This is a genomic window from Streptomyces sp. bgisy130, from assembly GCF_057708345.1.
In genome coordinates this window covers 388,235-411,041 of the sequence record NZ_JBYISA010000002.1, presented here as the reverse complement: position 1 = coordinate 411,041, position 22,807 = coordinate 388,235, and the positions used below count along the sequence as shown (strand labels likewise).

Sequence of the window (22,807 nt, the reverse complement as noted above, 5' to 3'; positions counted from 1 at the left end):
GACCCTTCCCTGCGGGAGGGGGCAGGGAGCAGGTGGCAAGTGAGGTGCACGCGCCAGGAGTTCTCCGGCGGCGGGTGCGTGTGGGCAGCGGTCCGGTGGGTTCACCCTTCAGGCCATTTCGGCTTCCGGGGTTGTGACCACGCCCTTACAATGTGAGGTCGACAGGGCGCAGTAGATCACTATGACCGGGACGGTTGTCGGCACGGCCGCGTACGTCGCCCCCGAGCGTTTGAAGGGCGTGGAGAGTCCGGCCGGGGACCTGTGGTCACGAGCATGGCCTGCCTCGACTTCGTGGCGGATCTGGCGAAGCGCGGGTCCGGCAGCTGGCACAGTGCCCGAAGCGCGTACTCCAGGCCCCCACGCGATCCGTATATCCCCCCGCACGCACACCAGTTAGGCGCACCCGTGACCCAGCAACCTGCCACCACCCCCTACAACAGCGGCATGTTGAGCAATAACGCCCATCGTGAGAGTGACCGCTTGGAGTCCATCCAACGCAATGTTGACGCGTTCACCACGGGCATCCTTGATGGCCTTCCCGTCAAAGCCTCCTGGAATTGTCTGGAGCTGGGTGCAGGTGCCGGCTCCATCGCCTATTGGCTCGCCGATCGCTGCCCGGACGGACGCGTCGTCGCCGTTGATCTCGATGCCCGCCATCTCGAAGCGGGCCGGGCCTCGAATCTGGAGATCGAGGAAGCTGACATCACGCGCGAGGACTACGCGCCCGGCAGCTTCGACCTCATCCACGCCCGCTATGTGTTCTGCCACCTCCCGGAACGCGAGGAGATGGTCGCGCGTGTCACCCGCTGGCTCTCCCCCGGCGGCTGGCTCATCATCGAAGAGCCCTTTCACCTGCCGGCCGGCACGTCCCCCTTCCCCGTGATCCAGCGCATTCTGGACGCCTACCAGCGCATGTACCACAAGCACGGCGCCGACTTGACCTGGGTCCGCGGCCTGCCGGCCCTCCTGGCGCGCAACGCATTGACCGAGGTGGGCTTTGCCGGAAATCCCGGCTGCATGGGCGGGCTCGGCAAGGACCGCTGGCTCCCGCTCATCACCCAAGCCGCTCCCGGTCTCCTCGCCGACGGTCTGATCACGGAAGCCGACCTGGCAGAGTTCGCCACCCTTCTGAAGGACCCGGCTTTCATCGACATCCCCCAGATCACCATTTCTGCCTGGGGCCGCCGTCCTGCGGAATGAGCCTCCACGGCGGCTGGGGCGGGCCGGGAACAGATCGGCGATGTTCGCATCACTTGAGCCCTGGACCCGGTCGCCAAGTGAGTACCTGGCCGCCAAGTGAGTACTCGTACTTACTCCATGCCGGTAGCCGCGCCCATCCACCGCGCTCCCCGCTGCACATAGCGTCCCCATATGCCCGAGGAAACCGCACCGATCAGACCCACCCATACCGCCGCCCCGAGCAATTCCGGGGCTCCCTCATACGCCTTCAAGGCCATCGGATGCGGTTGCGCCCCGATCGTGGTACTCGTTCTGGTCGTCCTGCTCGCCTCGGGCTCATGGGGGTCGACGGACTTTCCCCGCGTCGCGCCCGAGGGCATGGCGAGTCGTGCCTTTAAGCGTTCTCAGGAGGCGTATGACGTCGTGGGGTTCAAGCGCACCGTGAAACCAGGCGTCGAGGACATCGGCGTCAGCACGGAGAACACGCTCAGCTCTTCTTTCTGCCACGACGGGGGTTTCACGGGGCTGGAGGACAAGACCGTCGACGGTGCCTACCAGATGAGCCACCGCTGGGCGCTGAACCACGTCCCCGCGAGCCAGGCGGTACCCGGTCTGCGCCGGCTCCACCAGCATCTGAAGGACAAGGGGTGGGAGATCACGTCCTACCGTGCGGGCGAGAAGGGCAACTGGGACCTGTTCGCCAAGCGGGACGACGGTGCCGAGCGGATGTCCTTCACCTGGTACCCGGACCGGGAGTACTTCACCGGCAGTGCCGGCGTGCCCTGTGCCTACAACCCCGCATGGAAGAACGGCGACGCCGGGCCGACCGGAGACAACCAGACGCCACCGGTCCTCGGGCCCCGCAGCGGGACGTAACGGCGACTTCCTGCGAGGCTCCCCGCAGGCCCGCCCCCGCCGCCCCGTCGGGCACCTGCCGTAGCACGCCTTGCCGCCGCGCAGGCGAAGACGGATAAATGTGAATCATGAGCGGATTTACGGGTCGTTTCCGGCGCTGGCTGCGCCGTGCGCCCGGGCGTTCCGCTTTTTCGGGTGGGGAGCCTGCCGGGAGCCGTGGCGGTGACCGGCAGGACGAGCCTGCTGCGGGGGACGGAGATCAGCAGCGGGTACGGCCCTCCTGGTCGACGCGCAGCGTTGCGCGGGAAGTCTTTCTCCTTCAGCTGGTGCTTGTGGTGCTGCTCGTCGCGGCAGCGGTGGTGGCTTTCGTCGTGCAGACCCGGCGGGACACCATGACCGACGCCCGGCACCGGACGCTCGCCGCCGCGGAGTCCTTCGCGCACTCCTGGGGGCTCCAGGAGGCTCTGAACAGCCCTGATCCGACCGCGAAGCTCCAGCCGCTGGCCGAGGAGGCCCGGAAGGCCTCCGGTGTCGACGCCCTCATCGTGTACAAGCTCGACGGGATCACCCTCACCCACAGCGACCCGCGGCAGATCGGCAAGCACGTCATCGGGCCGTATGCGGAGGCCGCCCGGGGCAAGCCCTTCACCAGGACCTTCGAGGGCGCCCTGGGCCTTTCCGTCATTTCCGCGGCGCCCGTCAAGGACTCCTCGGGCAGGGTCATCGCCATCGTCGCCGCCCCGGTGACGGTGGAAAAGGTGCAGAAGTCGGTCAACCAGCAGCTGCCCCTCTTTCTGGGTACCGCAGTCGCGGCGCTGGCGCTCGCCGGAGGGGGCGCGGGGCTGGTGAGCCGTCGGCTGCGCCGGCAGACCCACGGTCTGGGCCCGGCCGAGATGACCCGGATGTACGAGCATCACGATGCGGTTCTGCACGCGGTGCGGGAGGGTGTCCTCATCGTCGGCCGCGGCGGGCGGCTGTTGCTGGCCAATGACGAGGCGCGGCGGCTGCTGGACCTGCCGGCGGACGCGGAAGGACGCCAGGTCGACGGTCTGGGGCTGGACCGCCGCACCGCCGAACTCCTGGCGTCCGACCGGATCGCCACCGACGAGGTGCACCTGGCCCAGGACAGACTGCTGGCCGTCAACAAGCGGTCCACCACCCCCTACGGAGCCCACCAGGCGAGCGTGGTGACCCTGCGCGACACCACCGAACTGAGGTGGCTGTCAGGGCGCGCCGAGGTGGCGCGGGAGCGGTTGAGGCTCCTCTATGACGCCGGGGTGCGGATCGGTTCCACGCTGAATGTGGTGCGCACGGCGGAGGAGCTGGCGCAGGTGGCGGTCCCCCGTTTCGCCGACATCGTCAACGTCGAGCTTGAGGAACCGGTGCTGAAGGGCGAGGAGCCGAGCGTGGCGGGGAGCGCGCTGCGCCGGGCGGCGCTCGCCGGTCTGGCGCCGGACCATCCGCTCTACCCCGTCGGCGAGCTGATCACGGCCGTCCCGGGCACCCCGGCGGCGAGTGCGGACCAGGTCAGCTCGATGGTGCAGCCGGACCTGGCCGGCGCTTCCGCCTGGCGGTCCCAGGACCCGGAACGCGCCCGGCGCATCCTGGACCACGGGGTGCACTCCCTGGCGGTCGTACCGCTGCGTGCCCGGGGGGTGGTGCTGGGAATGGTGTACTTCTGGCGGTCGGGGAGCTCCCCTCCGTTCGACGACGAGGATCTGTCCTTCGCCGAGGAGCTGGCGGGGCGGGCCGCGGTGGGGATCGACAACGCCCGGCGCTTCACCCGCGAGCGCACGATGGCGATGACGCTTCAGCGCAGCCTGATGCCCCGCGGCCTGCCGGACCAGGACGCCCTGGAGGTGGCGCACCGCTATCTTCCGGCCCGGGCGGGAGTGGGCGGGGACTGGTTCGACGTCATCCCGCTGCCCGGCGCCCGGGTGGCGCTGGTCGTCGGTGACGTGGTCGGACACGGTCTGCATGCGGCGGCCACCATGGGCCGGCTGCGGATCGCCGTGCACAATTTCTCGGCCCTGGACCTCTCCCCCGACGAACTGCTGGGCCATGTGGATGAGCTGGTGACCCATATCGACGTCCAGGATGAGAACGGCGAGGAGGTGCCGGCCATCACCGGCGCCACCTGTCTCTACGTCATTTATGACTCCGTCTCCGGGCGGGTCAGCGCGGCCACCGCCGGCCATCTGCCACCTGCCGTGGCCCACCCCGACGGGAGCGTGGAGTTCCTGCACTCGCCGGTCTCCCCGCCACTGGGGGTGGGCACCGGCCTGCCCTTCGAGACGGCTGAAGTGTCGCTGCCGGAGGGCTCCCGGCTGGTGCTCTACACGGACGGGCTGGTCGAGAACCGCAGCCGCGACTTGGACGCGGGGCTGGAGTCGCTGCGTGCGGCTCTGGCCGGGCCGGACCGTACGCCGGAGGACACCTGCGCCACCGTCATGGAGTCGCTGCTGCCCACCAGATCCACCGACGACGTCGCGCTGCTGGTGGCCCGGACCCGGCGGCTGGACCCGGCACAGGTCGCCGAGTGGGATGTGCCCCGCGACCCGGCGGCGGTGGGGCCGGTGCGCAACGCGTGTGTGCGCCAGTTGGTGGACTGGGGGCTTGAGACCATCGCCTTCGGTACCGAGCTCATCCTCAGCGAACTCATCACCAACGCGATTCGGCACGGTGCCGAGCCCATCCATGTGCGGCTTCTGCACACCCGCACGCTGATCTGTGAGGTCTCCGACGGCAGCAGCACCTCCCCGCACATCCGCCAGGCGAAGGACACCGACGAGGAGGGCCGCGGCCTCTTCCTGGTGGCGCAGTTCGCCGAACACTGGGGCACCCGCTACTCCCCCAGGGGCAAGACGATCTGGTCCGCTCAGGTGATCGGCCCCGAGGCCCTGCCCTCGGAGGAGGAGCCGTCGGAGGACCTCCTCAACCTTTGGGAGCAGCGCGCGCAGTGGTGAGGCCGTGGTCGCGGCGCCCGCCCCGGGGACGGGTGTGGGCCCCGTACGGGCGTGGCCCCGGGGACGGGCGTGGGCCCCGTACGGGCGTGGCGCCTGCCGGCCGCCGTGACCCGGCCGGGTGGTCGTCCTGGCAGAGGGCTGCGAAGGGCCGGAGTACGCTGGTCCGGACCATTGCTGTAGCGGACCGCTCCCCCACCCGGCCCTGCTGGAGGCGTTGTGGCTACACCTCATCGGGTCCGCGCAGGCGCCCTCCTGTGCTGTCTCGGTCTTGCGGCGCTCGGTCTCGTTGCCTGCCAGGAAGAGGGAACCAAGCGGCCGGTCGCGCCCTCCCGGGCCGAGTCCGCTGCCGACGTGGGCGGGCAGGCGGCGCTGGTCAAGGCGGCGAAGCGGGAGGGCAGGCTCAACACGATCGCGCTGCCGCGCCAGTGGGCCGGTTACGGCCGGCTGATCGACGGCTTCGAGAAGAAGTACGGCATCAAGGTCGTCATCGATAACCCGTCCGGCCACAGCCAGCAGGAGATCGAGGCCGTCAAGCGCTACCGAGGCCAGGAGCGCGCCCCCGACGTGCTCGACGTCGGGGATACCTTCGCCCAGTCCGCGGCACGGCAGAATCTGCTGGCCCCTTACCGGGTCGCCCAGTTCGACCAGATCCCACCGGAACAGAAGGACGCCGAGGCCCGCTGGTACAACAACTACGGCGGCTATGTCTCCATCGGCTGCGACGCCGCCCGCGTCAAGACCTGCCCGGATTCCTTCGCGAATCTGCTCCGGCCGGAGTACGAGGGCCTGGTCTCGATGTACGGCCAACCCACGGACGCGGGCTCGGCCTTCGCCGCCGTGTACGCGGCGGCGCTCGCCAACGGCGGGTCGTTCGACAACATCCAGCCGGGTATCGACTTCTTCGCCCGGCTCGACAAAGTCGGCAACTACAACCGAACCGACCCCGACCCGGCCTCTATCGCCAAGGGCAGGACACCGATCAGCATCGAATGGGACTACCTCAATCTGGCGCTGATCGACGAACTCCGCGGTACGGGCGTGGACTGGAAGGTCTCCATTCCCTTCGACGGCAGCTTCTCGCAGTACTACGCGCAGGCGATCAACAAGGACGCCCCTCACCCGGCCGCGGCGCGCCTGTGGGAGGAGTACCTGTTCAGCCCGGAAGGCCAGAACCTGCGTCTCGTGGACTACGCCCGCCCGGTGCTGCTGGCCGCCATGGCGAAGAACGGCACCCTCAACAAGGCCCTGGCCGCACGGCTGCCGACGGTCGAAGGCACGCCCCAGTTCCCGGATGAGGCCCAGCTGGCCAAGGCTCTGCGCACCGTCCGGAAGAACTGGGCCAAGGCCGTCGGCGGCTGATCCGTCAGCGGGGAGGCCGGCCTCAGCACCCTTTGACCGAAAGAGCACAGGAACCCGGTAAACCGAAATCCCGGCTCGGTACGATCGGCGGCATGGCAAAGCACCTGTTATTTGTGGCCCTTTTCGGGCACGGACATGTCAATCCCACGCTGCCGCTGGTCGAGGAGCTCGTACGCCGGGGCCACCGAGTGGACTACGCGACCACTGCGGAGCACTCCGAGGCGGTCACCGACGCCGGCGCGCGCTGGGTGGAGCTGAAGCTCCAGTCGCCTGAAATCCTGGTTCCGCCCCGTCAGTTCGGCCCCGAAGAGATCCTCGTCTGGATGCGCGGCATGTTCGCGGAGATGGGCGCGCAGTACCCCGTGCTGCGCGACTACTGCGCCGCGGAGTCGCCGGACGCGATCTGTTACGACGCCATGAACTGGCCTGCCAAGGTCGTCGCGGAAAAGCTCGGGCTGCCCGCCGTGCGGTTCATTCCCAACTTTGCCTCCAACGAGTCGTTTTCGCTGTTCGACGATTTCTTTTCGGATGTCGGCGACGGAAATCCCCTACAGGGTCTGCTCACCGACTGTGCGGACTTCTCCGCCGAACACGGTGTCACGGTCGGCCCGGAGAGCATCCTGAGCGGCACCGAAAATCTGAACCTGGTGTCCATACCCAGGGAATTCCAGCCCGCTGGTGACACCTTCGACGAGCGTTTCCACTTCATCGGCCCCTCCTTGGGCAGCCGGGAGCACGCCGAGCCCTGGTCGCCGGCCGATCCCGAGTCCCCCGTACTGTTCATCTCGCTGGGTACGGTCTTCAACGACCGGCCCGAGTTCTACCGCACCTGCATCGAAGCGTTCCGCGACGGGCCCTACCAAGTGGCCATGGCCATCGGCGATCTGGACCGGGCCACGCTGGGGGACGTTCCGCCCGCCTTCGACGTCCGGCCGTACTTCCCGCAGCCGGCGGTGCTTCGGCACGCCGACGCTTTCGTCTCGCACGCCGGGATGAACTCCACCATGGAGGCGCTGTATTACGGGGTGGGCCTGATCACCATTCCGCAGATGCCCGAGCAGGCCGCCAATGCCGGGCGCGCGCAGGAACTGGGGCTCGGAGTGCAGCTGGACCCCGCGACGGTCACCGCCGAGTCGTTGCGCAGCGCGGTCACCCGAGTCGCCTCCGACCCCGCTGTGCGCAGCAATCTCGACCGGATGCGCACGGTGGTCAAAGACAGCGGCGGAGCCGCCCGCGGCGCGGATGTGATCGAGGAATATCTTCGCTGAGGTCCGCCGTATGACGCGCCGGGGTGCGCGAGCCGCGCTCCGCACCCCGGCGTCCGGGCCTCCCACGGCCTCGGACGCCCCGCCGGATGCGCCACCCGGTCACTCCTGCCGCGGTCCGGCGGGGCCGGGGCGGCCCTGCTCAGCGGACCAATGAGGGCTGTCCGGCGGAGCGCCTGGCAAGGTAGAGGTATGTGCGGTCGATTCGTCTCCACCCGCAGCCCGCAAGATCTGGCGGGCGTCTTCGATGTCCCCCGCTGGGATCCTGACCGGGCGCTGGAGCCGAGCTGGAATGTGGCGCCGACGGACGATGTGTGGTCGGTGCTGGAACGGGTCGAGCGGGAGACCGGGGAGATCACGCGGCAGCTGCGGCCGCTGCGCTGGGGCCTGGTCCCGTCCTGGGCCAAGAGCCTGAAGACGGGCGCGAAGATGATCAACGCCAGGGTGGAGACCGTCGCGGAGAAGCCGGCCTACCGCCGGGCGTTCGCCAAGCGACGCTGTCTGCTGCCGGCGGACGGCTTCTACGAGTGGCAGACCGTCGCCGCCACCGAGACCGCCAAGGCCCACAAGCAGCCGTACTTCATCAGCCCCGAAGACAGCCAGGTCATGGCAATGGCCGGCCTGTACGAGTTCTGGCGTGACCCTGCCGTCGAGGACGGCGCCCCGGGGGCGTGGTGGGCCACCTGCACGATCATCACCACCGAAGCCACCGACGCCGCCGGCCGCGTCCACCCCCGTATGCCGCTCGCCATCGCTCCCGCCGACTGGAGCGCCTGGCTCGACCCCGCCCACGACGACCCCGGCGAGCTGCGCGCCCTGCTGACCGCCCCCGCCGCCGGACACCTCGACGCCCGCGCCGTATCGACCGCGGTCAACGACGTGCGCAACAACGGCCCGCACCTGCTGGCCGGGCCGGCCGACGACACCGGCAACGCCTGAGCCCGGGCGGTTTCCGGGCCGGGCGCGGCGGGCAGGCAGCCTCGGACACCAGGCCGGTACTGAGTACGGGTACTCAGGCTCGTGGTCGGCAGGGCTGCGCATACTCACGCCATGCACATGCAATCGCCGGGGTGCCCGGACTGCGGAATACCGCTGGGGTCGCCACCGCCCGCTCGGTGCACCCGTTGCCGACTGCCCCTGACCGGGCCGGATGCCTTCGCGTTGTGGCAGGTCAGCGGAGAGCTGAGCGCGCTGGACGCACGCCGGCAGTGGCTGGCGCAGCGGCACGCCGAGTTGCTGGCCGCGCTCCGGGCACGCCGGGACGCACCCACGGAGCTGCCGGTGGCCGCGTCCGCGGGAGCACCGGGAATCGCTCCCGTGGGCGGGAGCGGCGCGGCGGCGGGCACCTCGGAGCGGGAACTCTCCGCGCCGTCCGCCCGGACCGCGCTGCTGATCGTCGGCGGGGTGCTGGTGGTGGTGGCCGCGTTGGTGTTCACGGTGGTGAGCTGGGGCCGGCTGGGTATCGGCGGGCGGGCCGCCGTGCTGCTCGCGCTGACCGTGTGCGCGCTCGCACTGCCCGGTCCGCTGCGGCGGCGGCAGCTCACGGCCACCGCCGAGGCGTCCGCCGCGGTGGGCCTCGCCCTGGTGCTCCTGGACGGCTATGCCGCCCGGGAGGCCGGACTCGGCGGTCTGGAGCGCGTGGGGACGGCGGGCTACTGGGCGGTGCTGACCGCGCTGACGGCGGTGGGTGCGGCGCTCTACGGCTGGTGGCAGCGGCTCCGGCTCCCGCTGCCGGTGGGATTCCTGATGGCACGACTGCCCGGCCTCCTGGGCACCGCCGCCTTGGGCGGAACGGCCGAGGACTACGCGACCGCGGTGATCGCCACGGCCGCGGTGGACTTCGCGGTCCTGTACGCGCTCACCGCACGCGATGCCGCCGGGCAGGCCGGGTTCCGCGAGCGGGTGGGTGGCGACGGGGCGGCCACCGTCCTGGTCACGGTGGCCCGGGCGGTCGGCGGCGGATGGGCGGTGCTGGGCGGGGTGCTCGCGGCGGGGTACGCGGGGATCGCTCCGTCGCCGGCCGAGGTGGTGCGGGCCTGGGTGCCGCTGGGCCTGCTGGTGCTGCTGGGCACGGCGCTGTGCCGCGGCTTCCGCACGCTGCCGTTCGCACTGCGCGCCGGCGGCGAGGGCGTGGCCGCCGTGGCCTTGATCGTGGCCGTCGGCGCGGGCTTGCGGCACGTCACGCCCCCGGGGTGGGCCGCGGCCGGATACGCGGCACCGGCGGCGCTCCTCGCCGCATGGGCGGCGGTGTCCTGCGCGCGCAGCGGCCGGTGGACGAAACCTGCGACGGGCGGGCCGTTCGCACCGCCGTCCCGGGCTGCGGCGGCGGTGGGAGAGCTGGCCGCCGCCTCAACTGCTTTGCTGCTGACCGGTGTTGTGGTGCTGCCGGAACTCACGTACGCGCTCATCCGGCCCGTCGTCCACGGCGTGGCACTCTGGGGCGGCGGGCACCCGCCGCAGTGGAGCTGGCGGCTCGCGACCGCGCCGCTGGTCGTGCTCGGGTTGTCCGCCGCCGTCCTGGCTGTCATGGCCGGGGTGCGGGCCCGTGCCGTCGATGACGGTGACCGGCGCCCGGACCGGCCGGCGAACGCGCTGCGTAACGCCCGGGCGCTGACCGCCGTTCCCGCGTTGCTTCTGCTGCCGGTGGCGCTGGGGCTGCCGTACGAGTGGGTGCTGGCGGCCGCCGTTATCGCGTCCGTCGCCGTCGCCGTGGACGTCGTGCGCCGGCCGGACACCGCACTCCTACCGCGGCTCCTGGTACTGGCCACGACCGGCGCGCTCGCCCTGCTGTGGTCGTCGGCCGACCGGGCCGCGGTGCTCGCCGTGTGGGGGACCTTCGCCGCGTCGGCCGCCGTACTCGCCCATGTCCTCTCGGCCACGGCCTCCCCGCCCGGTGTGCGCGCGACGGCGCGGGTCGCGGGTGCCTTCGCCGTCCTCGCCCTGGGGGTCGAGGCGGTCGCGTCCGGGGTCACCGCCGGCCTGCCCGGGCACGTCACCGCGTTCGCGGTACTCGCGGTCGCCGGCGCCGCGGCCGGTGCCGCGGCGGCCTGGCACCGTGTCCCGGGGCGCGGTCAGGTCTCCACGGCCGTCGAGGGCGCCGGGTACGTCCTGGCGGCAATCGCCCTCGCCCTGACGGCACTTCACCCCGAGGCGCTGAGTCTCGCTCTCGCCGTGACCGGGGTCGGGGGCCTGGCCCTCGCGCTGCGGCCGGACCGCCGCCGCGCCGCACTCGCCGGGACCGCCCTGCTCATCGCCTCCTCCTGGGTGCGCCTGGCCCTGGCGGGCGTCGCCGCCCCTGAGGCGTACACGCTCCCGATCACGGCGGCCGCGCTGCTCATCGGCCACCGTCGCCGTAGGGGCACGCCGGGCACCGGCTCCTGGCCCGCGTACGGGGCGGGGCTGAGTGCGACCATGCTTCCCGGCCTCGTGGCCGTGTGGAGCGATGAGAACTGGGTGCGTCCACTCCTGCTGGGTGCGGCGGCCCTGCTCGTCACCGTTGTCGGGGTCCGCACGCGTCTCCAGGCACCGCTGGTCGTCGGCGGCGGCGTACTCGTGCTGGTGGGGCTGCACGAGCTCGCCCCGACCGTGGTCCAGGTCTTCGGCCTCCTGCCCCGCTGGGTGCCGGTGGCCGCGGCCGGCCTGCTCCTGCTGCTGCTCGGGGCCACCTATGAGAAGCGGATGGACGAGGCCCGGCGGCTGCGTGACACGGTGCGCGGCATGACGTGACGGGCTGCCCGGCCGGGAGGCGGCGCGCTGCGCCCGGCTCTCAGAGGTGCCAGCTGATGGTCCCGTTGTGGGCGGACAGCACCGCCGGCAGCACGAGGTCCACGGTGCCGAACAGCAGGCCCAGGCAGGCGCGCAGGCGCCAGATGGTCCCGCGGTGGAGTGCCACGGCACCGAAGAACAGGGCGCACGGGCCGAAGAAGATGTTGAACACCAGGATGCCCAGCAGGCCGCAGACGAACGCGGCGACCGCCATGCGGTCGGCCTGCGGGTGCGGTCCGGCGCTCCGCCTTTCCGTTTCGGGGACGGCACGGAGCCGGCACGTCGGGTTACCGACGCGTTCAAGGCTCCGGTGGCGGCACCAACTGCGCCCTTGCAGCGGTGCCTTGCCCCGCGTACCCGGATCCCCGGCTTCTAACGGGGGCCGCCCCCGGGGCACGCCGGCCCGGGCGGCCGGTCTCCGGGCCTGCCGGACCAGTCGACGCAGAGCACCAGCGCGTCGTCCAGCGGTTCCGCGGCACGGAAGCCGGCCAGGTCACGCAGGACGGCGCGGGGCACGGCGGCGGCCGGGAGCAGTCGGCCGGCGTGGATGGCCCGGGCCAGGGCACGCTCTGCGTACGCCTCCCCCTGCGGCGACCGCGCCGCGTACACCCCGTCGCTGACGACGACCAGCCGGTCCCTGGACAGCACCTCGAATTCCTGCGCCTTGTAGTGCGTCTCCTCGAACATGCCGAGCGGCATCTGCGGATCGAGGTCTATGCGCTCGATCGCTCTGCCCCGCATCCGCCACAGCTGGGGCGAGCCGGCGTCCACGGCCTGGACCCGGCCCGTCGCGAAGTCGAAGCGCAGCAGCAGGGTGCTGACGTAGGCGGCTCCCCGGTATTGGGCGTAGAGGGCCTGGTCGGCCAGTGCCGCCTGGTCCTCGATGCTGATACCGGCCCGGCGGGCGTTGCGCAGCGCGTTGACGGCGAGGTGGGTGAGCATCGAGGCATTGACGCCGGTGCCCATGCCGTCGGTGACGGTGAGGGTCAGCTCGTCGGCGTCCGAGGCCCAGTCGTAGTTGTCGCCGTGGGTGTCGTGGGCGGGTTCGAGCTGGGCGCCGAGGGCGTATTCGTCGGCGGAACAGGCCCGGGCCGGGAGGAGGTGCCACTGCATCTCGGCGGCCAGGGTGAACCGGCCGATGCGTCGTGCCCGCTGGTAGACGTCGGTGTCCCGCTCGGCCACCAGGAGTTCGTGGCCGAGCAGACCGGCCGCGTGGACCAGGTCGCGGACGGCGTCCGGAACGGACCGATCGGCGGGCAGCCGTACCGTGAGCAGGCCGGTGCGCTCCCCGCGGACGGTCACCGGGAGATGGTGCTCGACGATGTCTCCGAGCCGGGTCTGCTGGTGGGGCTGGCGGCCACCGAACGCTCTGCCCTGGGCGCTGTTGGCGACCGGGACCGGTGCGGCCGCCGCTCCCACCGCGCCGAAGGGAGTGAGCACCGTGGCCCCGTGGTCCGCGAGCAGCAACTCCACGGAGAGCGCTCCGTAGCGTTCGGCGAGCACGTCACGAAGCGTGTCCACCAGAGCGTGCGGGGCCGACGCCCGCACCGCTCGTTCTACCTCACGACGCTGAGTCACGGTCTCTCAAACATTCTTCGTCCGTGGACGAGGGCAAGGGAAGGCGGGGCTGACGGGACCGCGCCGCAGGACGGAACAGAGTGATCGGGTGTGTCCCGTTACCGGGGCCGGCCGGGCCGCCGCGAGCGCGGAAGGGTGGCTTCCCCTTGAGCCGTTGAACCGGTGGCGGCGCCTAGGGGTGCGTAAGGAGTCCTCCCGCCGGGAGGGGGCCTCGTCGTCACGGCCGCGTTCCCTTCCGGTGCGCGGCGGGCGTGGTGGGGCGGCGGGGCTCGGTGCGTGTCACGCGGCGGCCTCCTCCCCTCACATATGAGGGTGACCGCCCACGCATCGTCGGCGGCCACGCTCATGTTCTGACAGCGTGCAGCGGATCTCAGGCCGCTTTCGTCCCAAGCCACGCCAGGCGCAGCCGCCTTGTTCTGTGACGAGAACAGATTGTTGCCTTATGGCGAATGTTGTCAAACGGCAACTATCGCTTCTATCCTGGTCCGAGCTGGTTCCCTGGCCGTGTGAAACGCCCGGGCCGCTGCATGCGCCAACCGTCAGCCCCTACAGCGAGGTTCACCGTGCCCCAGCCCAGCGGAGGCGGACCGATAGCGGGAGAGACGGCCGTGCGGCAGGAGCGTGACGCTCTTGTCGTCGCCGTCACGGGACCCCTCGATCTCGACAGCGTCGCGCCGCTGGAAGAGATCCTGCGGAAGGCGGCCGAGGACGGCGTCGCCCGGGTCGTCGTCGACCTGTCAGCGGCCACCTTCGCCGACTCCACCACCGTCAATGTCCTGCTCCAGGCGCACAGCTCACTGGGTCCGGCGCTGCGCCTCGCGGCTCCCTCCGCCGTTCTGGAGCGGCTCTTCACCCTCACCGGGCTCGACACCGTACTGCCGCTCTACCCGTCCGTGGCGACGGCCCTCGACGCCGAACCGGCAGCCCCCCTCGGAGCCGACGGCGAAGGCTAGCTCTTCAGCGCGCCAGCGCCGCCCGTACCGTCTTGCCGCCGCCGGAGCCCGGGAGGATCGCGACGTCGAGGGCCAGCGCGTGCACCATGGGCCAGCCGAAGCCGCCGTGGTTGCCGGAGAGGTCGGGGTCGCGCTGCTGCGGATGTGTGGGGCTGGGGTCCTCGACGCACACCTCGATCCGCTCGCGGTCCGCGTGCAGGTGCAGGGCCGTGACGGCGCCGGCGTGCCGTAGCGCGTTGGCGACCAGCTCAGACACCAGGAGCAGCAGGTTCTCGGTGGTCAGCGCGGGTGGTTCGGGGCAGAGCCGGGCGGCGAAGCTCCGGGCGAAATCGCGGGCGTCCGCCGCGGAGCCCGGACGGCAGACACGCTGCCTCGGCTGTATCGGATGGTCCTCAATCGCTAGCCGGCGTTGCATGGCGTTCTCCCCCCGCTCGTAGGGTCCCGTTCGCGGCGGCTGTCCGAGACGCGTCTACCCCGACAGCCGACCGGGAAAAGGGCGTCTTCGGCCCGCCGCGGAGTGCGGTACTCACGGCTGACCTGCCAACGGGCGCCTGGCCTGCGGGTTTTGCGTCCGGCGGACGGCCAGGGCGAGTGTGTCGTCCGGATGCAGGATGACGGTGTGCATGTCCTCCGCGACGGCACCGGGGATCTCCCGCACCGGGCGTCCGGCATGGGCCTGGGCGGTCTTGACGAGGCGCGCCTCGCCTTCGATGGGGTCCCGCCGGCTCTCGGTCAGGCCGTCGGTGTAGAGCATGAGGAGGTCGCCCTCGTGCAGGGTGTCCTCCAGCACGGACTCGCTCCCGGGAAGCGGGAACCCGATGCCCCGGCCCCGGACCTCCAGGTAGCCGGCGCTCCCGTCGGCACGGACGACCAGGGCCGGCGGGTGGCTGCCGTTGGCCAGACGCAGTGCGCCGGTCTCGGGGTGGATCCGGGCAAGCAGGACGGTGGCCATGATGTCGGGGTCGAACGGCGCGAGGATGTCATGGGTACGGGCCACGATGGATTCCAGCGGATGCCCTTCGAGGGCCAGGGTGCGCACGGCGTGCGTGACGTTGAGCGCACTGCGGGTACTGCGCACACCGTGGCCCAGCGCGTCCACGACCGTGATGTGCACCGTGCCGTCGGGGAGCAGCAGCCAGTCGTAGAAGTCACCGCCGGTGGGTGCGTCCGTGTCGGCCGGCGCGTAGTGAACGGCGAGCTCCATCCCGCCGACGGTGATCGGCGGGGGCCGTAGCGCGTCCTCCAGCTCGCGCAGGATCTGGCCGTGCGCCCGGCGCAACTGCTCGTCCCGTTCCTCCAGTTGGACGTAGAGGGCGAGCACACCGCTGTTGGTCTCGGCGAGTTCGTCCTTCAGCCGGTGCAGTTCGGTGCTGAGGGTGTCGACGCGGGAGAGCGCGACGGCGAGATCGCTTTCGAGCGCCGCGATCTCCGCCTCGTACGCCTCGGCGGCCGCCACCTCGCGGATACGGGCCGACGCGGCTCCCCGGGGCGCGGGCAGCACGGCGGAGGGCGGCGGGCCCTCCCCTTCGGTGAGCGGGAGGTGCCAGGCAACGGTGCCCTCGGGCGTGGTCTGCCCGGGCAGCGGCAGGTCGGCCGGGCTCGGTGCCGCCGCTGCCGGTCCGGCGTGCAGCGTGACGGCCAGCAGAGTTTGTCCGCCGGCCGCGGTGCGCTCAACGGCCTCCAGGCGGACAGGGCCGCCGGCGTCGAGGGCGGCCGTGGCCATCCGGGCGACGGAGAGCAGCAACCGCGCTCCGTTGTGGGACGGAAGCCGGTGCGCCTGGCAGATTCCCCGGACGGCGCGGCGCAGACTCGGCAGGGTGTGGAAGGTATGGGGGCTCACGGGAGTCTCTGGCTGGGTCGGGCGGCGATCACGGTCGCATCGTCGCGGCTGAGGCGGTGGCTGTGGGCGAGGGACGCGGCGAGCAGGAGCGGCGGCAGCCGGTGCACGAAGGCCGAGGGTGACCGGGCCCATCGCTGGTCGATGCCGTCGGAGTGCAGCACCGCGGTGGCACCGGGCGGTACGGGAAAGGCCCGCACCTGCGGCGTCGCCATGTTCAGTCCGGCTATACCGGGCTGGCCGGTCAGGCGGTGGCCCACGTCGAGCGGAGTCAGCGTCAGGACCCGTACGTTGCCGATGCCGCCGTACTCCGCCCGGCCGGGGTGCAGGCGCAGCAGCCCCACCGCCGCGCCCCGGGTGCGGCGCAGCGCCCGGTGCAGGGCGGTGAGGAGTTCGGGCAGCGGAAGGTCCGGCGCCCGGTGGAAGGCACGTATGGCCGTCTGCGCGGCCTCGGCCGCTTGCGGGCCGTGCCCGAGGCCGTCGACCACGATCGCAGTGCGGACGGTGCCCTGGTCGACGACGGCGCAGGCATCGCCGCTGAGTTGCTCGCGGTCCGCAGGCAGGCAGATGGCTCCCACCTCCTGGTCGGCCGGGCGGGTGGCGTCGGGCTCGGTGAGGCGGGCGCAGACGAGGGTGCCGGCGCCGGGCTGCGTACGGATGGTGAGGGCGGTTGCTATCCGCTTCACGGCGCCCAGCCCGGCCCCGAGGGTGTTGCTGGTGGTGTAGCCGTCGGCGAGGCACTGCTGGAGTGCGCCGATGCCGGGGCCACGGTCCGCGGCGAGGATCTCCATCCCGCCGCCCAGCAGCAGGGGCTGGATGAACAGCGAGCCGCTGCTGGCGTGTTTGGCCAGGTTGCTGGCGAGTTCGGAGGCGATGACGGCGGCCTGGTCGGGCAGGGCGCCCGGCAGATGGCAGCGCCCGGCCACCGCACGGGCGGTCTCGGCGGCAAGATGGACGGCGCTGTAGTGGTCCACGGCGATATGTGCCGTCGGCGAGTTCTCGGGGGAAGTCACCGCCCCGCCCATCGCGTGGCGATCACGGTCGTGCCCTGTCCGGGCACGGTGTGCAGTTCGAAGTCGTTCATCAGGCGCCGGGCGCCCCCCAGGCCGTGACCGAGTCCCGCGCCGGTGGTGAAGCCGTCGGCCAGCGCCGCGTCGGTGTCCACGATGCCGGGACCCTCGTCCTTGACCGTCAGACGCAGCCCCGCGGTTCCCCCCAGCGTCAGCTGATCGATGGTCACGGAGCCCCCTCCGCCGTGGATGTAGGCGTTACGGGCCAGCTCGCTGGCGGCGGTGACCACCCGGGTCTGGTCGACGATGGTGAATCCGGCGCGCAGGGTGGCCGCCCGTACGGCGTGGCGGACGGTCAGCAGGTCTTCTTCGGTGCGCACGTGGTGGACCGTCCGCTCCGTGTGCGCGGCACGGCCGGCGGCATCGGGCATCGTGGGGGCGAGAGCCACCACGCGGTCAGTGTTCCGGGCGGAACTCACCCAGGCCCCCTCCGGACGGTTGCGGGCTCTGACGCCAGCCCATCGCAGCCATCGCTTGCTCGGCGTTGAGTGCCGTCTCCACCCCGGTGAGCTGGAGTCCCAGCTCGACGAGGGTGATGGCGACCGGCGGCCGCATGCCGGCGACGATCACCCGGGCGCCCAGCAGCCGCGCCATGGTGGTCAGCTCCATCAACGTACGGGCCACGAAGGAATCGACGATCTCCAGCCGGGAGATGTCGATGAGAACACCACGGGCTCCATCGCTGCTGATACGGGCGGTGAGCTCCTCGGTGAACGCCACCGCGGTCTTGTCGTCGAGTTCGTTGAGGAGGCCGGTGACCAGCACATCCCCCAGACGCAGGATCGGGACTCCGCCCGAGGCCGGCGTGCTCATCGCTTGTCCAGCGGCGCATGGTCCGATACGGCGGCCTCGGTGAGCTTCACGGCCTCTCCGAGGGCGTCGGCGAGGGTGGCGCGGGTCAGGATCGTCGACAAGTCGATCCCGAGCTGCGCGATGGTCTGGGCGATGGGCGGCCGGATGCCGCTGATGACGCAGTCCGCGCCCATCAGGCGCACCGCGTTGACGGTGTGCATCAGGTGCTGGGCGACGGCGGTGTCGACGGTGGGCACACCCGTGATGTCGATGATGGCGACCAGCGCCTCGTGCTCCTGAATGGCCTGGAGAAGGTTCTCCATCACCACCTGGGTGCGTGCGGTGTCGAGGGTGCCGATCAGCGGGACGGCCAGGACCTGGCGCCACAGCCTGACGACCGGCGTGGACACCTCCAGCAGCTGCTGGCTCTGCCGGCGGATGATCTCCTCGCGGCCTTCGACGAAGGTCTCGAACGAGAGCGCACCGGCGCTGTCCAGCAGGCGGTTGATCAGCACCGCGCTGGGGAAGAGGTCGTCCCCCTCGCGGGTCCGCCGCTGGACGGCCTCCAGCAGAGCCTCCTTGAGCGACAGCACCGCCAGGGAGGTCGCGGTGGGCGAGACACCCCTGCGGGCACGGCGCATGGAGATCTCGGACACCGTCCGGTGCATCTCCTCGTGCGAGGTGACCACGCGCTCGACCGGGATCCCGAGATCCAGGCCCGACAGCAGGGCGCCGACCAGGGCGTCGGCCTCCTCACCGAGCTCGGCCTCGCTCACCTCCCCGTCAAGCGACGGCTGCGCCAGCTGCAACTGCACCCAACGGTCCGAGATCTCATCGGCCTCTTCGCGCAGCACGCTCGTGACACGCTCGCGTGCGGCAGCCTCAGCGGAACCCAACTCTTTGTCCTTTCGGTCCGGCCGACCCGTGGTGACCGTCGGACTGGTCGCCCGACGGGGCGGCCGGGCCGAGCCGCGCGCGTCGATAGTTGCCTTCCGGCAAATGTTATCGAGCGCGATCAAGCCCGGTAACCCACGGGCCCCCTCTTCACCCGCCGAGGCGGGGAATGGCCGGACGGCCGAATTAATGCGGTGGTTTTGCGGCCGGAGAGCGGATATGAGAACCCTGCTCCGTCGACGGCGAACTCAAGGACACCGACCACGGCCGCACGACGGTCCGCGCTCAGTCGAGCCCCGCACCGAACCAGTCAAAACACAGCACCAAGGCATCATCCAGCGTCTCCGCCGCACGGTATTCGGCCACATCTCGCAGCAGCGCACCCGGTACCAGCGCGGCCGGCAGCAGGCGCGTGGCGTGCAGCCCCCGCGCGAGCGCCGCCTCGACATACTTTCCGCCGCGCGGTGCGGGCGCCTCGTACACCCCGTCGCTCACGAAGACCAGCCGGTCCCCCGGCTCGACCGCGAAGCTCTCGGGCGCGTAGTGGGACTCCTCGAACATGCCCAGCGGCAGTTGCCTGTCCAGCTCGATGCGCTCGACGGTCCTGCCCCGCAGCCGCCACATCTGCGGCGACCCCGCGTCGATGAGCTCCATCCGCCCCGTCGCGAGCTCGATGCGCATGAGCAGCGTCGAAACGTGGGACGCGCCCCGGTAGTGGTCGTACACCGCCTGGTCCGCCAATGCCGCCTGATCGGCGAGGCCGACGCCGGCCCGCCGGGCGTTGCGCAGCGCGCTGACGGAGAGGTGGGTGAGGAGCGCCGCGTCGATGCCCTGCCCCATACCGTTGGTGACGGTAAGGGTCAGTTCGTCGCCGTCCGAGGCCCAGTCGAAGTTGTCGCCGTGCACGGCGTAGGCGGGCTCCAGTTGAGCACCTACGGCGTACTGCGCGGCGGTGCACGCCCGGGCGGGCAGCAGCTGCCACTGCATCTCGGCCGCCAGAGTGAGGCGACTGATACGGCGCACCCGCTGATAGACATCGGTGTCCCGCTCGGCGACCAGGATCTCGTGTCCCAACTGGTCGACGACCTGCCTGAGCTCATCCAGGACCGTGGGGGTGGAACGGTCACCGGGCAGCCGGACCGTCAGAATGCCGATCCGGTCCCCACGCACCGTCACCGGGAGATGGTGGTCGACGGCGTCCCCGTGCGGCACCTGCTGCGCCCGGCGCTCCTGGCTCCCCAGCGCACGCCCTTCCGGGCTATTGGAGATGGACAGCAGGCCGACCTCGTCCCCCGAGGAGTCGCACGGGCTGAGGACCGTACCGCCGTAGTCCGTCAGATACAGACGCACCGACGTGGCCCCGTAGGCGGTGGCGAGATGGTCACGCACGGTGCCGAGCAGAGCGTGCGGGGCCGACGCGCGCAGCGCCCGGCCCACATCGCCGCCGTCCGTCATGCCCTCCGTCATGCCGTCCGTCATGCCTTCGCTGACCCCCTTCGTGCCGCGCCAAGGGCAGGGTCGGTCTGACAACAGGACGCACAGGGTGACAGAGTGTTCGTGTGTCCCGTTTCACCAGTCGGTCCCCTTCCCGCGAGCAGGCGAGCGCGGCGGCCCTTGCCGCCGCCGAGCTGCTCGAGGTTCTGTGGGGACGCGGACAGGAGGCGGCGCGCTCGGCGGAGGTCTCCCCTTCGCAGCTCCGCGCACTCCTCGTACTGGAAAAGCGGGAAGGCACGAACCTGCGCACCCTCGCCGAAGCGCTCGCCTCGCGGCCGCCGGCGGTCAGCAGACTCTGCGACCGCCTGGAGGCGATGGGCCTCGCCGAACGGGGCCCCAGCGCGACCAGCCGGCGCGAGGTCGAGCTGAGGCTGAGCCTGCGCGGCAGAGTGCTGCTGGAGGAGTACCGCGCGGCACGGAGCCGGGACGTCACGGCCACCCTGGAGCAGATGGAACCCGCCGATGTCGCCAAGCTCGCGGCCGGCCTGGAGGCCTTCCACGCGGCGTTCGCCCGGCGCGCGGCCGACGAGGGCGGCCCTTCCGTCCGGGACGACAGCGTCGCGGACAGTGCCTAGCCTCACCTGAACTCCGCCTCTCGAGCCGATATCCCCACCGGAAACGCTCTGCGCGGACGGAACAAACGGATCTTCGCCGCACGAGGGACGCTATCAAACCGGCCTTCGCCACCGGCCGTTCGGACGAACGGGGCTGGGGGGTGTGGTGAGGCGAGGTGCGGTGGGGTGCCGTGGGCCTGGACATAGACGCGGGCCGGCACGGCCACCATCCGCTGCTCGGTGTCGTTGTTCTGCCGATAGACGAGGTAGCCGGTGTAGTACGCACCATTTCCCCGGGGTTCCAGCCAGCCCTTCTTCTTGCCGCTTTCGCACCCGGTTGCATTGAACCGACCGGTAGCTTGCGACGAATACGGGACACGCTGCGGCCACTAATCAATGCCGGTGAACTCGGGAGCCACTGCCGCCTTCGTCACGCACCGCACCCCGCGTCAGACGGTCAGCGCCGTCCGGGGTGCCGCCGGAGTCATGAGGGTGTGGCGGATGTACCACTCGGTAGCGAAGAGCCGCTCCCGTGCTTCTGGCGGCAGGCGGGCGATCAGACCCGGCAGGGCGCCCCGCTCCACCTCGGAACGATGGGCCAGTACGGCGGCGATCTTCTGCTCGATCCACGGGCTGACGTCGACGGTTGCGGTGACCTGTTCGTCCGGCACGCTGTACACCGCTTTGCGCGCACCGGTCAGCTCCCTCAGCGCCGGCACGGCGGAGTGCGGGTGCGTGGCCAAGTAGAGGGCACGTGGCTGCCAGGGGGCTCCGGCATCCGGATAGAGCTGAGCGAGTCCGGCCGCCTGGGCAGCCAGCATGGTCACCCGGTGGGTGTGGACGTGATCCGGATGGCCGGGCAGCCCGCCATAGGCGTCGTGAGTGACCATGATGTCCGGGCGGAATTCCCGGATGTGCGTCACCACCCGCCCCACCACCTCGTCGAGCGGCGCCTCGCAGAACCGCACGCAGCCCGGGGCCGAGTCCGGTACCCGCGCATCGGCGTAGCCGAGCATCCGCGGCTTGCCCGCGCCGAGGATCCGCAGCGCCTCGGCCAACTCCTCGGCGCGGTGGGTGCCGTTGGCCCAGGTCGCCGTGACGACTGCGGTACGCGCGCCCTCAGCTGCATGACGGGCGAGCGCTCCGCCCGCCGACAACGATTCATCGTCCGGGTGCGCGAAGACGGCGAGCAAGCTCGGCGCGGGCATGGGAAGACACCTTCCGTGCTGGCCACGACGGATCCCGACGGACCTCCCGGTCCGAGTGTTGAGCGTACAGCCGAGCTCGCCACGACTGTGGTGACTAGGTCGAGTCCGAGGCGCGAAGCGACCGCAGGTGTCAGCGGTGAGTGGTGGGCGGCGGGGGCGAGTTGAGCGTCCCGGGTGGCGGACCGACCGGACCGGCTGAACCGGACGGACCTTGGTGCGTAGCCCCGCGACCGGGCTCGGGGAACGGTCTGCCACGATGGCGCCGTGCTGTCCGAACTCGCTGCGCCGGAGCCCGTCACCGTCGAGCCGCCCCACGCCCTCGCGCCGGTCGTGCTCACCCAGAGCTGGCTCGATCTGGCGTTCCTCCACTGGGCGGTTGATCCGGCGGAGGTGGCTCCTTTGCTGCCGGCCGGGACGGTTCCGGACACCTTCGACGGGGTCACCTACGTCGGGCTGGTGGCGTTCCGGATGCATCGGGTCGGATGGTTCAAGCTTCCGGGCATCCCCTACCTCGGCACCTTCCCGGAGACAAATGTCCGTCTTTACTCGGTGGACGGCAGCGGGCGGCGCGGGGTGGTCTTCCGGTCGCTGGACGCCTCCCGGCTGATACCGGTGGCCTTCGCGCGATCCGTGGTCCGGCTGCCGTACCTGTGGTCCCGGATGTCCGTCCGGCACGACGGCGACACCATCAGCTACGCCAGCACCCGGCGCTGGCCCGGTCCGCGCGGGGCACACTGCCGGATCACCCTCCGGCAGGGCGCTCCCGTGGCGGCGCCCACCGCACTCGAACACTTTCTGACCGCGCGCTGGGGCCTGCACCATACGTTTCACGGGCGGCCGTCGTATCTGCACAACGCCCATCCGCGCTGGCCACTGCACCGGGCAGAGCTGCTGCACCTCGACGAGAACCTGATCGAGGCGGCGGGCCTTTCCACCCCGATGGGGCAGCCGCTCAGTGTGCTGTACTCCCCCGGTGTCCCGGTGACGTTCGGCCGCCCGACCTCGGGAGTCTGAGCCTGCTTCCCTGGCCGAACACAC

At 71.2% G+C, this 22,807-nt stretch carries 20 protein-coding genes; 10 read left to right on the top strand and 10 right to left on the bottom strand.

Translation table 11 applies throughout. The annotated features are described in order from the left end of the window. Positions 1 to 405 precede the first annotated feature (405 nt). The 7 genes from AC3EUV_RS04560 (at position 406) to AC3EUV_RS04530 (ending at position 11,350) form a co-directional block, all read left to right on the top strand. The gene (locus AC3EUV_RS04560; RefSeq protein ID WP_435602207.1) at positions 406 to 1,200 is read left to right on the top strand and encodes a class I SAM-dependent methyltransferase; all 795 of its coding nucleotides are present in this window, start codon (positions 406 to 408) and stop codon (positions 1,198 to 1,200) included. A gap of 171 nt (positions 1,201 to 1,371) precedes the next feature. Further along, entirely contained in the window at positions 1,372 to 2,055 is a 684-nt protein-coding gene (locus tag AC3EUV_RS04555; RefSeq protein WP_435602206.1) for a hypothetical protein, read from the top strand. Between the two features lie 107 nt (positions 2,056 to 2,162). Then, the gene (locus AC3EUV_RS04550; RefSeq protein WP_435602205.1) at positions 2,163 to 5,000 is read left to right on the top strand and encodes a SpoIIE family protein phosphatase; all 2,838 of its coding nucleotides are present in this window, start codon (positions 2,163 to 2,165) and stop codon (positions 4,998 to 5,000) included. Between the two features lie 216 nt (positions 5,001 to 5,216). Next, on the top strand, positions 5,217 to 6,359 hold the full coding sequence (locus AC3EUV_RS04545) for an ABC transporter substrate-binding protein (protein ID WP_435602204.1): 1,143 nt from the start codon (positions 5,217 to 5,219) through the stop codon (positions 6,357 to 6,359). A gap of 92 nt (positions 6,360 to 6,451) precedes the next feature. Next, the gene (locus AC3EUV_RS04540; RefSeq protein WP_432142137.1) at positions 6,452 to 7,627 is read left to right on the top strand and encodes a macrolide family glycosyltransferase; all 1,176 of its coding nucleotides are present in this window, start codon (positions 6,452 to 6,454) and stop codon (positions 7,625 to 7,627) included. A 189-nt stretch (positions 7,628 to 7,816) separates the two neighbouring features. After that, positions 7,817 to 8,563 (top strand): SOS response-associated peptidase, encoded by a 747-nt coding sequence (locus AC3EUV_RS04535; RefSeq protein ID WP_432142136.1) that lies wholly within the window; start codon positions 7,817 to 7,819, stop codon positions 8,561 to 8,563. A 111-nt stretch (positions 8,564 to 8,674) separates the two neighbouring features. After that, positions 8,675 to 11,350 carry an SCO7613 C-terminal domain-containing membrane protein gene (locus AC3EUV_RS04530; protein WP_435602203.1) on the top strand — a complete coding sequence of 892 codons (2,676 nt, stop codon included), beginning with the start codon at positions 8,675 to 8,677 and terminating at the stop codon, positions 11,348 to 11,350. 40 nt (positions 11,351 to 11,390) lie between these two features. On the opposite strand, the gene AC3EUV_RS04525 is transcribed toward AC3EUV_RS04530, so the two are convergent. Together AC3EUV_RS04525 and AC3EUV_RS04520 are read right to left on the bottom strand one after the other, a co-directional pair. Further along, entirely contained in the window at positions 11,391 to 11,603 is a 213-nt protein-coding gene (locus AC3EUV_RS04525) for a DUF4190 domain-containing protein (RefSeq protein ID WP_435602202.1), read from the bottom strand. A 158-nt stretch (positions 11,604 to 11,761) separates the two neighbouring features. Continuing rightward, positions 11,762 to 12,967: a PP2C family protein-serine/threonine phosphatase gene (locus tag AC3EUV_RS04520; RefSeq protein WP_435602201.1), complete on the bottom strand. Its 1,206-nt coding sequence runs from the start codon at positions 12,965 to 12,967 to the stop codon at positions 11,762 to 11,764. A 608-nt stretch (positions 12,968 to 13,575) separates the two neighbouring features. On the opposite strand from AC3EUV_RS04520, the gene AC3EUV_RS04515 reads away from it, so the two are divergent. Then, complete coding sequence (locus tag AC3EUV_RS04515; RefSeq protein ID WP_432142132.1) at positions 13,576 to 13,920, top strand: STAS domain-containing protein; 345 nt, start codon at positions 13,576 to 13,578, stop codon at positions 13,918 to 13,920. Between the two features lie 4 nt (positions 13,921 to 13,924). Here the strand turns inward: AC3EUV_RS04515 and AC3EUV_RS04510 are convergent, their stop codons facing one another. The 7 genes from AC3EUV_RS04510 to AC3EUV_RS04480 all read right to left on the bottom strand — a co-directional run bounded on the left by AC3EUV_RS04510 (position 13,925) and on the right by AC3EUV_RS04480 (position 19,992). After that, positions 13,925 to 14,335: an ATP-binding protein gene (locus AC3EUV_RS04510; protein WP_432142131.1), complete on the bottom strand. Its 411-nt coding sequence runs from the start codon at positions 14,333 to 14,335 to the stop codon at positions 13,925 to 13,927. A 111-nt stretch (positions 14,336 to 14,446) separates the two neighbouring features. Beyond that, positions 14,447 to 15,760 carry a PP2C family protein-serine/threonine phosphatase gene (locus AC3EUV_RS04505; protein WP_435602200.1) on the bottom strand — a complete coding sequence of 438 codons (1,314 nt, stop codon included), beginning with the start codon at positions 15,758 to 15,760 and terminating at the stop codon, positions 14,447 to 14,449. Next, positions 15,757 to 16,770, bottom strand: coding sequence for a SpoIIE family protein phosphatase (locus tag AC3EUV_RS04500; protein ID WP_435602199.1), 1,014 nt, complete (start codon positions 16,768 to 16,770; stop codon positions 15,757 to 15,759). The genes AC3EUV_RS04505 and AC3EUV_RS04500 overlap by 4 nt, the downstream gene beginning before the upstream one ends. Beyond that, a complete protein-coding gene (locus AC3EUV_RS04495; RefSeq protein ID WP_432142281.1) occupies positions 16,767 to 17,198 on the bottom strand; it encodes an ATP-binding protein in 432 nt (143 codons plus the stop codon). Before AC3EUV_RS04495 ends, AC3EUV_RS04500 begins: the two co-directional genes overlap by 4 nt. A 25-nt stretch (positions 17,199 to 17,223) precedes the next feature. Continuing rightward, entirely contained in the window at positions 17,224 to 17,640 is a 417-nt protein-coding gene (locus AC3EUV_RS04490) for an STAS domain-containing protein (protein ID WP_432142128.1), read from the bottom strand. Beyond that, positions 17,637 to 18,515, bottom strand: coding sequence for an STAS domain-containing protein (locus AC3EUV_RS04485; RefSeq protein WP_432142127.1), 879 nt, complete (start codon positions 18,513 to 18,515; stop codon positions 17,637 to 17,639). Before AC3EUV_RS04485 ends, AC3EUV_RS04490 begins: the two co-directional genes overlap by 4 nt. A gap of 283 nt (positions 18,516 to 18,798) precedes the next feature. Next, on the bottom strand, positions 18,799 to 19,992 hold the full coding sequence (locus AC3EUV_RS04480; protein WP_435602198.1) for a PP2C family protein-serine/threonine phosphatase: 1,194 nt from the start codon (positions 19,990 to 19,992) through the stop codon (positions 18,799 to 18,801). Positions 19,993 to 20,072: 80 nt separating this feature from the next. Here AC3EUV_RS04480 and AC3EUV_RS04475 point away from each other — a divergent pair, with 80 nt between their 5' ends. Further along, complete coding sequence (locus tag AC3EUV_RS04475) at positions 20,073 to 20,582, top strand: MarR family winged helix-turn-helix transcriptional regulator (RefSeq protein WP_397966925.1); 510 nt, start codon at positions 20,073 to 20,075, stop codon at positions 20,580 to 20,582. Between the two features lie 428 nt (positions 20,583 to 21,010). Here the strand turns inward: AC3EUV_RS04475 and AC3EUV_RS04470 are convergent, their stop codons facing one another. Beyond that, complete coding sequence (locus AC3EUV_RS04470; protein WP_432142125.1) at positions 21,011 to 21,769, bottom strand: PIG-L family deacetylase; 759 nt, start codon at positions 21,767 to 21,769, stop codon at positions 21,011 to 21,013. A 264-nt stretch (positions 21,770 to 22,033) separates the two neighbouring features. Between AC3EUV_RS04470 and AC3EUV_RS04465 the strand changes: the two genes are divergently transcribed. Further along, entirely contained in the window at positions 22,034 to 22,783 is a 750-nt protein-coding gene (locus AC3EUV_RS04465) for a YqjF family protein (RefSeq protein ID WP_432142124.1), read from the top strand. The last annotated feature ends 24 nt before the right edge of the window (positions 22,784 to 22,807 follow it).

What these genes read in the sequence shown, in the direction of transcription:
- AC3EUV_RS04555 (WP_435602206.1), top strand. Translation starts at nt 1,372, where the DNA reads ATGCCCGAGGAAACCGCACCGATCAGACCCACCCATACCGCCGCCCCG.
- AC3EUV_RS04540 (WP_432142137.1), top strand. Translation starts at nt 6,452, where the DNA reads ATGGCAAAGCACCTGTTATTTGTGGCCCTTTTCGGGCACGGACATGTC.
- AC3EUV_RS04490 (WP_432142128.1), bottom strand. Translation starts at nt 17,640, where the DNA reads ATGAGCACGCCGGCCTCGGGCGGAGTCCCGATCCTGCGTCTGGGGGAT.
- AC3EUV_RS04525 (WP_435602202.1), bottom strand. Translation starts at nt 11,603, where the DNA reads ATGGCGGTCGCCGCGTTCGTCTGCGGCCTGCTGGGCATCCTGGTGTTC.
- AC3EUV_RS04510 (WP_432142131.1), bottom strand. Translation starts at nt 14,335, where the DNA reads ATGCAACGCCGGCTAGCGATTGAGGACCATCCGATACAGCCGAGGCAG.
- AC3EUV_RS04550 (WP_435602205.1), top strand. Translation starts at nt 2,163, where the DNA reads ATGAGCGGATTTACGGGTCGTTTCCGGCGCTGGCTGCGCCGTGCGCCC.
- AC3EUV_RS04530 (WP_435602203.1), top strand. Translation starts at nt 8,675, where the DNA reads ATGCACATGCAATCGCCGGGGTGCCCGGACTGCGGAATACCGCTGGGG.
- AC3EUV_RS04470 (WP_432142125.1), bottom strand. Translation starts at nt 21,769, where the DNA reads ATGCCCGCGCCGAGCTTGCTCGCCGTCTTCGCGCACCCGGACGATGAA.
- AC3EUV_RS04495 (WP_432142281.1), bottom strand. Translation starts at nt 17,198, where the DNA reads ATGCCCGATGCCGCCGGCCGTGCCGCGCACACGGAGCGGACGGTCCAC.
- AC3EUV_RS04480 (WP_435602198.1), bottom strand. Translation starts at nt 19,992, where the DNA reads ATGACGGACGGCATGACGGAGGGCATGACGGACGGCGGCGATGTGGGC.
- AC3EUV_RS04535 (WP_432142136.1), top strand. Translation starts at nt 7,817, where the DNA reads ATGTGCGGTCGATTCGTCTCCACCCGCAGCCCGCAAGATCTGGCGGGC.